This is a genomic window from Streptococcus sp. E29BA (genome assembly GCF_041807805.1).
GTDB lineage: Bacteria > Bacillota > Bacilli > Lactobacillales > Streptococcaceae > Streptococcus > Streptococcus entericus.
Genome location: NZ_JBGTZA010000004.1, coordinates 28,978 through 40,727 on the forward strand (window position 1 = coordinate 28,978; position 11,750 = coordinate 40,727).

General features: G+C 43.4%; 18 protein-coding genes. All 18 read right to left on the reverse strand.

The genetic code is table 11. The annotated features are described in order from the left end of the window. Positions 1-66: 66 nt before the first annotated feature. Positions 67-1,902 carry a phage minor head protein gene (locus tag ACERC8_RS01380; RefSeq protein WP_373658116.1) on the reverse strand — a complete coding sequence of 612 codons (1,836 nt, stop codon included), beginning with the start codon at positions 1,900-1,902 and terminating at the stop codon, positions 67-69. Then, a complete protein-coding gene (locus tag ACERC8_RS01385; RefSeq protein ID WP_373658117.1) occupies positions 1,835-3,337 on the reverse strand; it encodes a phage portal protein in 1,503 nt (500 codons plus the stop codon). The genes ACERC8_RS01380 and ACERC8_RS01385 overlap by 68 nt, the downstream gene beginning before the upstream one ends. A 12-nt stretch (positions 3,338-3,349) precedes the next feature. Then, positions 3,350-4,555, reverse strand: coding sequence for a PBSX family phage terminase large subunit (locus ACERC8_RS01390; protein ID WP_373658118.1), 1,206 nt, complete (start codon positions 4,553-4,555; stop codon positions 3,350-3,352). Beyond that, entirely contained in the window at positions 4,521-5,075 is a 555-nt protein-coding gene (locus ACERC8_RS01395; RefSeq protein ID WP_373658180.1) for a terminase small subunit, read from the reverse strand. The genes ACERC8_RS01390 and ACERC8_RS01395 overlap by 35 nt, the downstream gene beginning before the upstream one ends. Before the next feature lie 220 nt (positions 5,076-5,295). Beyond that, positions 5,296-5,772: a DUF1492 domain-containing protein gene (locus ACERC8_RS01400; RefSeq protein WP_373658119.1), complete on the reverse strand. Its 477-nt coding sequence runs from the start codon at positions 5,770-5,772 to the stop codon at positions 5,296-5,298. Between the two features lie 101 nt (positions 5,773-5,873). Further along, the gene (locus ACERC8_RS01405) at positions 5,874-6,008 is read right to left on the reverse strand and encodes a hypothetical protein (protein WP_373658120.1); all 135 of its coding nucleotides are present in this window, start codon (positions 6,006-6,008) and stop codon (positions 5,874-5,876) included. 2 nt (positions 6,009-6,010) lie between these two features. Beyond that, entirely contained in the window at positions 6,011-6,418 is a 408-nt protein-coding gene (locus ACERC8_RS01410; RefSeq protein ID WP_373658121.1) for a hypothetical protein, read from the reverse strand. 16 nt (positions 6,419-6,434) lie between these two features. Continuing rightward, on the reverse strand, positions 6,435-6,818 hold the full coding sequence (locus ACERC8_RS01415) for a hypothetical protein (protein ID WP_373658122.1): 384 nt from the start codon (positions 6,816-6,818) through the stop codon (positions 6,435-6,437). Positions 6,819-6,887: 69 nt separating this feature from the next. Further along, complete coding sequence (locus tag ACERC8_RS01420) at positions 6,888-7,097, reverse strand: hypothetical protein (protein WP_373658123.1); 210 nt, start codon at positions 7,095-7,097, stop codon at positions 6,888-6,890. A gap of 38 nt (positions 7,098-7,135) precedes the next feature. Next, positions 7,136-7,333 (reverse strand): hypothetical protein, encoded by a 198-nt coding sequence (locus ACERC8_RS01425; RefSeq protein WP_373658124.1) that lies wholly within the window; start codon positions 7,331-7,333, stop codon positions 7,136-7,138. Between the two features lie 4 nt (positions 7,334-7,337). Then, the gene (locus tag ACERC8_RS01430) at positions 7,338-7,466 is read right to left on the reverse strand and encodes a hypothetical protein (RefSeq protein ID WP_373658125.1); all 129 of its coding nucleotides are present in this window, start codon (positions 7,464-7,466) and stop codon (positions 7,338-7,340) included. After that, positions 7,467-7,661, reverse strand: a complete 195-nt coding sequence (locus ACERC8_RS01435; protein WP_373658126.1) for a hypothetical protein — start codon at positions 7,659-7,661, stop codon at positions 7,467-7,469. Next, on the reverse strand, positions 7,661-8,224 hold the full coding sequence (locus ACERC8_RS01440) for a DUF1642 domain-containing protein (RefSeq protein WP_373658127.1): 564 nt from the start codon (positions 8,222-8,224) through the stop codon (positions 7,661-7,663). Before ACERC8_RS01440 ends, ACERC8_RS01435 begins: the two co-directional genes overlap by 1 nt. Further along, positions 8,217-8,372 carry a hypothetical protein gene (locus ACERC8_RS01445; RefSeq protein ID WP_373658128.1) on the reverse strand — a complete coding sequence of 52 codons (156 nt, stop codon included), beginning with the start codon at positions 8,370-8,372 and terminating at the stop codon, positions 8,217-8,219. Before ACERC8_RS01445 ends, ACERC8_RS01440 begins: the two co-directional genes overlap by 8 nt. Next, positions 8,357-8,677, reverse strand: a complete 321-nt coding sequence (locus tag ACERC8_RS01450) for a VRR-NUC domain-containing protein (RefSeq protein WP_373658129.1) — start codon at positions 8,675-8,677, stop codon at positions 8,357-8,359. The genes ACERC8_RS01445 and ACERC8_RS01450 overlap by 16 nt, the downstream gene beginning before the upstream one ends. 269 nt (positions 8,678-8,946) lie before the next feature. Beyond that, on the reverse strand, positions 8,947-10,527 hold the full coding sequence (locus ACERC8_RS01455) for a phage/plasmid primase, P4 family (RefSeq protein WP_373658130.1): 1,581 nt from the start codon (positions 10,525-10,527) through the stop codon (positions 8,947-8,949). Continuing rightward, a complete protein-coding gene (locus tag ACERC8_RS01460) occupies positions 10,457-11,266 on the reverse strand; it encodes a bifunctional DNA primase/polymerase (protein ID WP_373658131.1) in 810 nt (269 codons plus the stop codon). Before ACERC8_RS01460 ends, ACERC8_RS01455 begins: the two co-directional genes overlap by 71 nt. 4 nt (positions 11,267-11,270) lie before the next feature. Beyond that, entirely contained in the window at positions 11,271-11,750 is a 480-nt protein-coding gene (locus ACERC8_RS01465; RefSeq protein ID WP_373658132.1) for a DUF669 domain-containing protein, read from the reverse strand.

The window sequence follows — 11,750 nt, forward strand, 5'->3', positions numbered from 1 at the left end:
GCCCAATCGGGGGCATCAGAACTTAATTCAGTTCCATAATCCCCATCTATCCAATATTTATATCCTTTAGGTGCGGTTAGCATTCTTTAGTACCTCTTTCGCTTTTCTTTCAAAAACCTCTCTGAAATCATCTGCAATTTTCCTTGGTGTTTCACCGTAGGCTTCAGCAAATAATTCAGCAAATGTTTCTGTATTGCTACGTTTCTGTTTGTAATATTCATGAGCATATCCACCCGTCAATTTACCAACTTCTGAAACTCTATATTTGTCAGGATTTGATTTTTCCAGTTCTCTAAAAACGTCATCTGAAAATTGTTTTGACATCAGTTTTGACAACTGAAAATCAATATGATGTCCAAACTCATGAATCATAATGTGATCTGGAGAACTATTTTTAGAAAACCATCCTGATTTTATATTATATTCGACCGTAGCTTTCAAAATATCTGCATTCAGGAACTTGCTGACATTGATTCCAAATTCAATTGGAGTATTCGAACTTGCATATCGTGAATACCAAGCGATAGCATCTCCTGCTTTTGTTTTAGGTATTGCTCGAACTCTCGGAATTTTTTCGGGCAACATATCGTAAATGTTCTCAAAAGATTTTAGAATAGAATAAGTTTGCTCCAAAGCGAGTTGAGGCAATCTAGTCCTGCTTGTTTCGCTAACTGTCATACCAAACTCGGAATGTAACTTTTTAGTCAATTCTACTGCTGAATATTTTCTATCAAACTTAAATCTATTATACAATTCTTTTTGATTTTGTTCAATCGGTTTATCAAAAATAGAGTTTTTCAACCAATCCAAAAACTTATTAGCCTTTTGACTAAATCCGTCGCCGTTCTTAACTTTCGCCTCTTCCAAGCGTTTAATGACTTCAGCTGTTGTCTTGACCCCAGCACCTCCCTTGATTTCAAACTGTCCTGTATCAGGGTTCCAGCGGATACCCTTAGGCAACTCAGGCATATCAGGTTGAGGCTTCGGTTTCTTCGCGTAACCCTTGCTCTCTGCCCACTCCTGATAATTCTTCCACTCGCCAACCTCACCCGTCTCATTGTCACGGCGTGAGAGAGGTGTATCATCGCCTTTCAAGCGTGAAATCGTCCTACAACGACAGTTGATGTCCTCACTCGCTACCCCAAACATGTGAGGTTGCAGAGCTTTCTTGCCACTGGGCGAGGTGAAATACTCATCAGGCGCCACCTTTTGCCCATCTAGTCGACCGTGATTGTGCCGTGTTTTCTTGTCAAGCACTGCCATCCAGACTTTTTCAAACTCAACGCCCAGCTCTTGAGCGTAAGTCTGCGACCGCTGACGACTGACTGCTGATACTCTGCCAGCTTCTGTTCGGACTATCCTCATCGCCCTTTGGTAGGATGCCTGTCCAACCAAAGACAGCCTTTTAGCTGCCTTCTGGTAGCTATCCCCATGCAAAAACGACCGCGTCAGCTCGTTATTAATGTTATTTCGCAAGTCTTCAACATTGCCTTCTAGCCGTTCGGATAGACGAAATCCGGCTACAGGTGTCTCGATGATGGTTTTGAGAGCTTCTTCGTTGAGCAAAGCAAAGTCTAACCGACCATGAGTGCTCTCATACTCGTAAAATAAGCCATTATAAGCCAGCTCTCCGCTTCTTTTTAGGTGGTCTGGTATAACAACACCTAGACCCTTCTCTAAGGCCTGAGCACGGCTTTCTATGGTGTCTAGGAGCGCCTGCATGCGTAACAAGTCCATCCTCTGCGACCGTGACAATTTCTCGACTGCCCGATACTCCAAGAGCAAGGACCGTTTGATGTCCTTTACTGTAGTCACATAGAGGTCAAAAACTGCCCTATTGACCCGCTTCTCCTCCAAGGTCAAGAGCTTCTCGATTTCCTTCTGGTACTGGTTCAGCGCCATCCTCTACCTCCGTCTCTTTGGCAAAATCGCTGGTATACCCTTCCTCCTCAAGAGCCTTCTCAACCTCGTCAGGATCAATTTCAAGCACCTCAGCAAGCAAATTCAGTACCGTCCGCTGGTCTAGTTTACTGGAAGCGTCCAAAATGGTCTGAACCGCCACCTGCTTAGTGTCAGCTTCCGTCTTCGCCATATTGGCATTATCCACCTCGTTAGCCATGACATCACGGACAATGGCAATCTCAATATCCGACGTGTCGTAAGACTTGTCGTGTAAGACATTGATGTTCTCGACAATCAACTCGACCATCTGCTTGATGAGTTTGCGCAACCGAATTTCAATCTTGTTGCACTTGAGGTCCAGTAGACTATACCGCGACTTGATGACCACATTGGTCACATTGCCATCACCAACCTGCGAACTATCAAAGCCCATGCCAAATTTATAGATAGCTTCTTTGTCAATCAATAGCTTTTCTTTGCGAGCTTCGATGGGAATATCTACAGTCTTTACATCGATACCACCAGCGTCGCTAACGCCGACCGTCTTTCTCGTCTTCAGGTTTATCGTCAACTTATCCAGATTATCGCCATTGTACCCCCTGACTGCATAGATGGGGTGGTCAAAGTCAATCAAATTATTAGACAAGGCACAAGCCATCAAGTCATAATCATCTATCAAATCTTTAATCGGCAACAAGTCTGTCGTCTTCTGACGGTTATTTTCAAGCACAAAAAACGGCAAGCGGCCATAGCCTTTGCCTAAAACCTCACCTGTCTTCTCATTTTTGACCAGACGATGATAGGCAGGATTGACCGCAACATCCGTGTCAAGCTCAACCTTGTCGTCAAGGTAGATGAAATAGAAAACCTGCTCCTCTGTCCAGAACTGGATGCGAATCACCGATTTTTTCTGACCACTTTTGACAATCTCATCGTCCACATAGTAGATAGCCTGCACCATCTGGGCATTGTCATCATAGATAGGGATAAAGCTAAGGGCATCCGCCGACCGAAAAACCAAGCGACCAGACGCATCCAAACGCCAAAAAGCATACTCGACTGCCTTCTGACTAGCCCCTTCTACCAACTCCTGCAACATCAGCTGGAAGTCCTCGTCCAGATAATCGTCCAAATACTCCTGCAGACCCTCTTGTTGGGTCGTCACCTCAACAGGATTAGACAACAAATACTGTACCTTTTGATCAACTAGCTCCGTGAAAAAGCCGTGAGCAATCTTGGTATTACTTCGGTACTTTTCTTCTTGAAGACGGTCGTTATTGTCAAAATAATAGAGCCTATAGTCGTAAATATCATGCCTGCCCTTGTAATAAGCCATGGCTTGGCGCATAGCAGACTTAGCAGGACTATACCTATCCGCATTGACCAAGCGCTTAATACGCGCTGACAGGTCGTATATATTCTCTGTTTGTAGCATATCTCCTCCTTTCTAAATCAACCAATCCCGAACAGCGACCTGAGAATAAATCGCATATCGCAGAGCATCTAGCACATCGTCATCGTGTTTTTGAGGCATACCGCTTTTCTCATTCCAAACATACTGATAAATCTCATCTTTGAACTTTGTGACCTTGTCTGCCACCACAAAAAAGCAGTTCTGCTTCATCAGCTTAGCCACTTGCTCAATACCTGACAGAACAGATTTATCTGCGTTGTGGCAATTCAGCCCCTCGCGCTGAAATCTCGCAACATGCTCAGGTCTCGCACTATCCGCCCAAAACTTCAATCTAGGGTAGCGCTGTTTCATATCTTTAGCGACTTCTACCCAGAAATCAATTTCTTGATACTGTCTAGCCACTTCTTCTAACAGATAGACCCTACCGTCTGCGGTCTTTCCGCAAATCACAATCGCCCCGTGGTGGTCATACCCCCAGTCAACACCAGCAAAATATGCAACAATGTCGTCAGTCGGCACTTTCTCAGCTAGGAGATAACAATCCTCACTGAAATCACGATAAACAGCTCCCTCGCCGATAACCCAGCGCCCATAGATACCTCGCTCTGTAAACATCCCGCTAGGCGTCGTCGCTATCAAGTTATCAACATAGCCCTTTCCCAAAAAGTTGTTATCAAAAATTGTAAAATGATTTGAAACAATCGTCTCACCGTCCGCCTTGTCAATGTAATCCACTTTCAGCCAGTGCTTGGGATGGTCTGGGTTGGTATCACAGATAATTCTTGCCCCGCGCCCTGAACACCGCTTCTTGATTTCATCAAAAACCTCTTTATTGGCCAAGGAAGCCTCATTGATGTAAGCCCCATAGGCTGTCATCCCCCGAATCGCTCTGAGACCGACAATAGAACCCGTGAACGTCGTGACCACATAAACATCAAATAATGTGAAATTGCCGTGACGGTCAAACTTGAACTCGTGCCCGTAGTCATTTGTGATTTCACGCAAGATGTTGGTCTGTAAGGTTCCTGATGATACAGCACCCAAAATATACATTGGCTTGTCAACACCATCAAGCGCAGCATTCTTTTTGACTCGCAACAGCTCCATCAGAAAAAGAACGTTATTGAGCTTAGTCTTACCAGCCCGCACCGCTCCGTGGTTAATCATCATGTACCAATCACGAGATACCGCTCGCTTTAGTATGCTAATCTGTTTCTGGGTGTATTTCCCCTTCGTCATCTCCTAGAACCTCCTGCAATCGTTCAAAGTATTCTGCCATATGAGCTTCTTCGTCATCCGAGCCGAGCACTTGAGCCCTAAGCTTCTCAATCTCAAGACCTAATTTCTCCGTTTCCAGAGCCAACGGATAGCGTTTCATCAGTTCGCTACCGGCCTTGATAACTTCCGCAATAGATGGCTTTTTCTGGGTTTTGATAAACTGCCTGCTAGTGGGATCCAGCTGAATCACTTCCTCAGTCAACTCCTGCCTCAAAATCGCTGTGAACACCTGCAACACCTCATCAGCCTTGGCGATTTTTTGTTTTTCCAGCTCTGCCATTCTTTTGACATAGTAATCATAAGATTCTTGTTTGAATTTCTTACGCTTTTTTTCATCTTGGTTTTTCTTGGTTTCGGGATTAATCCAAAAATAAGCATCAGATTTAGCAGTACTCTCTGCATAACCTGCTTTTATCGCAGCGGTGTACTCCTCACCAGTGATGATGTACTCATCAACAAACTTCTTTTCCCTTATATCGATTTTCCATCACCTCCAATCAAAATAAAAAAAGCCACTCAGTGAGTGACTTCTGCCCGACATCTATGTCGGTCTGTTTACAGGAACGGCCGGAATCGAACCTGCGACCTCTTGTGAGAGCAGTTTTACAGACTGCCGTCTTAACCCCTCGACCAACTCTCCTTGTCAGGTAAGGTTTACTGCCTTACCCTTATTTCTTGATAATACCATAATACCACTTCTATCAGTATTTTTGAGTATTATTTTGTACTGTTCCAGTATTATTTTGTACCGATTCAGTACGATTTAGTACTAGATTCAGACTGTCTACGCCTTTGCGCTTCAGCATGTAGTAGTTGTTGCGGTTCATTTCGAGCCTATCGATAGCCTCGTCGAAGGTCTGGCAGTTGACGTAGGTTGTAATCAGGACGTGCCTCTGGAGCATGTCTGGCAAGGTCATCAGCAAGTCAATGATTTCCTGCCGTCGTTTGAGTAAATTCTCAATCTGCTTAGTGTTGTAGTCGGTAACATCGACAACCTCAACGTTCTTGTCCTCCTGAGACAATTTCAGACCGCCTTGAACTTTCATATCAGACCACTTCGGAGAGCTCAAGACAGAGCTCCGAGTAGCCTCGATATCAGCTCGTAACTCGGCAATCAACTTCGGGATAATCCGCAATTCCTCCAACAAATAATGGGCTGATGTCTTATCTTTCGCCATTTCTCGCCCTCCTTATGATATAATATAGTTAAGAGATTATATCCAAAGAGTCAGCGTTGCTGGCTTTTTTATTGTCTTCTCATACTTTCATTTGTTCAGGCTCATCTTGACCTCTTTGTTTTTTTATTTTCAGAATCGACCTTATTCATCATCTTCAACAGGATAAACCCAATCATGGCCACGTTCAGAAATAGCGCGGCCCCTACAATAGCTGCAATAACAATAGCTGTGTTCATTCTTAATAATCTCCTACTTCTAAATCAAAATACTCTACCAATTCTTTTTTCAGTTCCTCGAAATCTTCGCACCGCTCCATCATATCTGAAACATCGTCTAGCGTCGTCTCTTTATCTAGCGTATTTTCATTTACTGCATCTGCGACCCATTTTGGGTGAGTTCCAGAGTAACTAAACTGCTCTTGTGGTAGTAATTCAAGTAAAGCCTCATACCTCTCCTCTAAGCAAATGAGCTGACCCATCGTTTCAATCAACAAATCATTTGCTTTATGCTCTGCATAGAGTTCTGGCTGATTTTCCTTAACAATTTCGTGATAAATTGCACTCCACTCTTTTTCAGAGAACCTGGATGCCGTAACCAACGCACCGTACTCAATTTCTCTGCCATCTACTGTTACTTTATAATTCATTTTTTTCCTCCTTTGCTTAATCAGCCAATTTGGCATCAATAGGGATAATCATTTCCGGGTTAAAAATAAGCGTGTACTTCGTATTGCTGACACCTTTGCCTGTAATGTCCTCGACAACATAAGTCACGTTGTCTGATAATCCTATGAAATGCTTTTTATACTCACCTTTATCATCTTCTGCAATGATGACAAGCTGATTTTCGCCTTGCTCGATGGACATTTTACCAGTCACTTGATACAAAACTTCGCCTTTAATGGCGTTGATAATAGTGATTTTTCTGACTACGTTAAAATTGTCAGCCTCTTTCGACAGATTATAAGAAACCCGATCACTTTCACGGCAACCAGCCAACAGAGCTGATAGGCCTAGCGCCAATGCCAATAACTTCAATTTTTTCATATTAGCTTCCTCTTTTCTTCAAAAATTCTGGGGCTTCATCGCCCACCTTGATTAGGTTTGTCAATTACTTCATACTATCACCTCCCGCTTGTTTCTTACAAAACCATTGTTTATAGCAAATCTGATAAGCCATTCTTTAGCTATCGTCCTGTACGGCTCAATTCCATGCCTGTAAACTGATATGAACGACAGTACACGTTCATCAGCTACACTGAAATTTAGACTGTCTTTTTCAGCAATCTCTTCTCTTAGTTTGTTGATTATGTCATCAAGTTTCATCCCTTGTTATCCTCCATCAATTCTGGATTCTTTGTTGGTCATTTTTTCGCTCTTTTCTGTTTCCATTCATCCACCAAGTAATTTCCAAATGTTTTGTTTGTGCTCAATTTTTTTAGTTGTTCCTCAAGTGCATGACGAAGTGCACCAGCCCTGGTATAACATCCTGTAAATTTGCTTAGTGCATCAAGCTCGACAATCTGAGACTCAGTTAAGGTTACGACGACTTTCTTGCTCAATGTCCTATCTCCTTTCGCCTGTCAACCTGTTTTCGTAGTAGCGAACTCTGATGATTTCACCTGAGCCGCTATAACGGATGTCTTCGTACAGCTCCCACAAGGGGCGGTTGTAGGGGTGTTTCTTAGGTCTCATCTACTCCTCCTCACGTTTTCTAAACTCTTCCAAAGCTCTGTCGATATCTTCGGAAACTATAAACAGCGAATCATGCAAACAATGCTCAGAACAATAAGCGCTATCGTCTGCCACATGATTGTCTTTACAACGCCAAACTTCATCTTGGCAAATGCGGTAACAGTTCGGGCAAATCAACTCTCCATCGCTATACATCACTGCACCTCCTTCGCAAACCCAGCATTCCACGCCCAGTCAAAGTCCTTGCGGATTTCATCTTCCGTTAATTGGTGGGCTATACTATGTTTCCAAAGAGGGTCATCTACCATCACAATACGAATCTTTTTATGCTCTAACCTCACAAGAGTGGTGTATCTCCACACTCCATTATGTGGGTCAGGTATCTCCACCGTATACAGCTTCTCTGGCTCCACCTCAACCGCAGACGGCCCATTGACAATGAGGTTAGCTAAAGCCAGTTCACGTTGATTGTTTATCTCGTTGGTATTGTCATACAACCACTCCGCCAATTTTTCTCCCTCTGGGAACTCCTCTAGGAACCCAGAATCGTAGAAGTCACCAAACCACTCGTCAAAACCAGAAATCTGATTTTTATATTTTTCATAATAATCAATAGCCACCTTCGGAACTGTGACTTTCTGTGGTTCGTCCAGCCGGTCAATCAGTCCGAGTACGCTGTCTTTGTTGACCATGACTTTCTTGAAAATCAATTCAGACGGCAGGCTTGAGACTTGCTCTTTTAGTTCTTGTTTATTCATCTTCCTTCTCCATTCTCACTTTATACAACCGCTGGCCACGGTATTTGCGTTCAAGGTCACTTTTGCACTTGGCAGCCTCCCCCTCTTTCTTAAAATAATGGGTCTCATCGACCATATTGTCAAAATATAACGTTACTGTGTATGCCATCTAATAATATCCATCGCATCATTTACAGAACGGGCAACACCTGCCAACGCTCCGTTTTGGCGCATCCTTTCTAAAAATTTTTCCTGCTCAGGTCTAAGACGACCTGTTTTATTTTTAACTTCGATGAAAAATATCCGTCCATCTGGCCGGAATCCGAACAGGTCTGAAAAACCTTTCGGCAATCCTGTGTCAAACCAGCGGCCATCAGCCATGCGGACCTTTCCGACGTTGGCACGGAATACTAAGCACCCATGCTCCGTCAATCCAACACGAATATCATTTTGTATTTTATGTTCTGATTCCATATTCCTCCCAAATGTTACCGTTCTTGATTTTGCCAACGTTAACATCACAAACCTAGTCGTATCAAGGGTTTAGACCACAAAACAGCGCAAAAGTTAACGTTACACTTAGGTTCTCTCTTTATATATATTATTTATTTATTATTTTTTATTATTTCTATAGATAAGAAAGTTAACACGGTAACATTTTAGCGCAAACCCTTGATATATAAGGTTTAATTCATGTTAACGTTCTTGATTCCAAACGTTAACACAACAGACAACGTTAACATTTAATGTTTCACAAAGCACATTGTTGTCTCATTCGCTTCATCATCTCCCCAAGCAAAGCCGATATAATGTTTTGGAACATCAACAGAAGGTATAAATCGTGCCGTCGGTCGCATACGTTTTTTATTCCATTCAACTGGAAGAGTCTTAGCCAATTGATTTTCAAACTTCCGTTTGGTTAATTTGGTCACTCCCTCGTCCTTGCACCACTCCTGATACAACCACCACAAAAACCGACTAGGCAGGCGGGTCGATTCAAAGCGTGGAAACCATTCATTGACAAAGGCTTTGACTGTGTCATTGGATTCCTTAAACTCCTCCAAGGCCTCCAGCGAGGCTTTGGGTTCGATGAAGCGGTCAAAATCCATCTCCAGAGCACGTTTCAGTACATACTCAAGCACATCTTCACGGTAGATGTAGTTATCTTTGATATCCCAATTGTCCTCTTTGCTGGAAAAAGTCTTTTTAAAGGGAATAATCGTAAACCGCCGATAAGTCCCGTTAGTCTTATTCTTAAATCGTGGCAGTTCGTTAGTTGACTGGATTACAGTCTTCTTAAAAATCGTCGTGTAAGGTTGCTTGTTCTTTTCTTCGACCAAGACAGGCTCACCCGTCACCACGCTATTAAAGTTTGACGATTCATCCACATAGACACCAGCCTGCACATCATCTCCGATGATAACAGTTTTTCCCTCGATCATTGATAAGGCAAACCGCTCCGAAAACTGATTAAGCTTGAGACTGGCAATATTCTTGATACCAACCAGATTGGTAATCAACTGCTGCACGGTTCCCTTACCGTCGTTCCCCTCACCGACAAACCAGATTGATTTTCGATAAGAGTAATTCCCGTTCAGACTGGCAGAAATAACCTGCCATAAAAGGGTAACCAGCTCCTCATCGCCACTCATCAAATCCAAGAGCCAGTCATCCACATTCCAGCCGTTGAGGTCAGGAGATTTAGCGAATTTATCGTATTCCGTCCCTATGGTCGAAAACGCCACGAATTGATGGGTAAAGCCTCGCAAAGACCGCTCTTTCTTGTCGTAAATCCCATTTTTAACTAAGATGAACCGCTTGGGATCTTTAAACTCTCCCACAGGGAAATCACAAGAGAAACCATCATACTGATGTTTTTTAGCAGTTGCTGACAACATGAAGAGAACGTTCTTGGCTTTAGCCTCATTGAAATGCGGTTCTAATAACCTGATAACACGATAAGCAAAACTAGGATCTTTGTGGTAATAGCCCTTGTCAGGGTCGTAAACTGCCACCCTCTCATTAGGCAGACTGACAATGTGCAAAATCTGCTCCATTCCATTAGCGACTGCTAGTTCATTGAGCCTTGTTGGTGGATTCTCACGCTGTTCTCTCGTTCCGTACTGAGTTTCCTTCCACTGAGCTTGTTCCAGCCAATTCTCCCTGTAAGACCGACAAGCCAGCCGAATTTCTCGCCAGTCTGACGGTTTTTCCGTCACCGCAGGGTGAGGAATCACATTATTATATTCCGCTTTAATTTTCTGTATATCCAGAGCCACCTCGTCTATCCAACTCCTTTCTAAGCATACTTTCAAATGTCGCATCTACCTCTGCTTGTGGTAGAGGACTAGGCGTGTAATGATTAGCTATCTTCGCCAAAAGATAAGCCGCCTCTTCGTCTACACCACGAACCAAGAGACCGCCAACAAAACTCGCCAGAGCATTGTTTCGACCGCCCTTATCCCCAAGACCAAAGACGATTTGCTCAAAGAGTTTGGCGGTTTTACTCGAAAATTCGCCTTGTTGATAATTGGTGGTAAAGTTCATCGACCGTGTTGGCTTCTCTGCCTGTAAAATCGCCACAATCTCATTTGGTGCAACCGCCATCTCTTCCACCGACTTGTCCCATTGGTACTTACCTTTGGGATTATTGCTTGGAGCAACTAAAACATAATTATTTGGATTGCCCTTGATATCAATTCCAGGACGAACTTTGATGTCCTGGTTGATGGTTACCTCAGGAGGCTTCTTCAAGTAAATGTGCCTGCCCCCGCTGGGTGTCGTCGCACAAAGTGTTGGCGGTATGTACTTGGCTAACTCCCAGTCTCTCAGAGAATCGTAGCCATTCACATCCTCCTTCACGTCAATATCAATGACAAAGAAATCTGTCGTTCTCACAGCGATATTAGCATCCGGACGGTCTTTCCAGAGCAGACGAATCTCGTGCTCTGAAAAGGTCTTGTCCTTAAATTTGGTGATAGCTCTCTTACTGCTCTTATCGATTGGAACGACTGAAAATCCTAGCCTTTTGTAGTGAAGGGCATAATCAACCATTCCAGGCATAGCGTTAAAATGGCAAATCTAAATCATCAATCGCTGGGGTAGACGCGGTCTGTGCCTGTCCAGCATAGGCAGGTAGCGTTGACTGCTCCATCTTTTTGATATTGAGATTGTCATAGGTCTTGCCGTTGTACTCTGACTGCTCATTTTTAACAGTAACTTTCAAGGTTTTCCCCTTAATCAATTCAAGGAAGTGTTCGATAGACTGGACTTCCACGTTTTCAGGAATTCCCACCGCCTTAGCATAGCGTTGTAGAGACCACTCTGGATATTGCAAGGTTTGCTTGTTAATCCATACCTTGTCAAAGATAAGATTGTTTCGGAATTTCTGTGTAAAATCATCACGAACCTTTAGGCGAATATCTAGAAAGTCTGTCCCTCCTTGGCTAGCTGCCTGCTCCGCTGAAAAAACAAATACCTCATAGGTACCATCCTCAATAGACGAAAATTGATCTGCTGCTTCGTAGTTTACTGAAAATAATGACAT

Bases quoted from the DNA above. Each gene is read 5' to 3' on its own strand.
- ACERC8_RS01400 (WP_373658119.1), bottom strand. From the start codon at position 5,772: ATGGCGAAAGATAAGACATCAGCCCATTATTTGTTGGAGGAATTGCGG.
- ACERC8_RS01380 (WP_373658116.1), bottom strand. From the start codon at position 1,902: ATGGCGCTGAACCAGTACCAGAAGGAAATCGAGAAGCTCTTGACCTTG.
- ACERC8_RS01435 (WP_373658126.1), bottom strand. From the start codon at position 7,661: ATGTATAGCGATGGAGAGTTGATTTGCCCGAACTGTTACCGCATTTGC.
- ACERC8_RS01410 (WP_373658121.1), bottom strand. From the start codon at position 6,418: ATGAATTATAAAGTAACAGTAGATGGCAGAGAAATTGAGTACGGTGCG.
- ACERC8_RS01430 (WP_373658125.1), bottom strand. From the start codon at position 7,466: ATGAGACCTAAGAAACACCCCTACAACCGCCCCTTGTGGGAGCTGTAC.
- ACERC8_RS01440 (WP_373658127.1), bottom strand. From the start codon at position 8,224: ATGAATAAACAAGAACTAAAAGAGCAAGTCTCAAGCCTGCCGTCTGAA.
- ACERC8_RS01415 (WP_373658122.1), bottom strand. From the start codon at position 6,818: ATGAAAAAATTGAAGTTATTGGCATTGGCGCTAGGCCTATCAGCTCTG.
- ACERC8_RS01465 (WP_373658132.1), bottom strand. From the start codon at position 11,750: ATGTCATTATTTTCAGTAAACTACGAAGCAGCAGATCAATTTTCGTCT.
- ACERC8_RS01460 (WP_373658131.1), bottom strand. From the start codon at position 11,266: ATGCCTGGAATGGTTGATTATGCCCTTCACTACAAAAGGCTAGGATTT.
- ACERC8_RS01455 (WP_373658130.1), bottom strand. From the start codon at position 10,527: ATGCGACATTTGAAAGTATGCTTAGAAAGGAGTTGGATAGACGAGGTG.
- ACERC8_RS01385 (WP_373658117.1), bottom strand. From the start codon at position 3,337: ATGCTACAAACAGAGAATATATACGACCTGTCAGCGCGTATTAAGCGC.
- ACERC8_RS01450 (WP_373658129.1), bottom strand. From the start codon at position 8,677: ATGGAATCAGAACATAAAATACAAAATGATATTCGTGTTGGATTGACG.
- ACERC8_RS01390 (WP_373658118.1), bottom strand. From the start codon at position 4,555: ATGACGAAGGGGAAATACACCCAGAAACAGATTAGCATACTAAAGCGA.
- ACERC8_RS01405 (WP_373658120.1), bottom strand. From the start codon at position 6,008: ATGAACACAGCTATTGTTATTGCAGCTATTGTAGGGGCCGCGCTATTT.
- ACERC8_RS01420 (WP_373658123.1), bottom strand. From the start codon at position 7,097: ATGAAACTTGATGACATAATCAACAAACTAAGAGAAGAGATTGCTGAA.
- ACERC8_RS01445 (WP_373658128.1), bottom strand. From the start codon at position 8,372: ATGGCATACACAGTAACGTTATATTTTGACAATATGGTCGATGAGACC.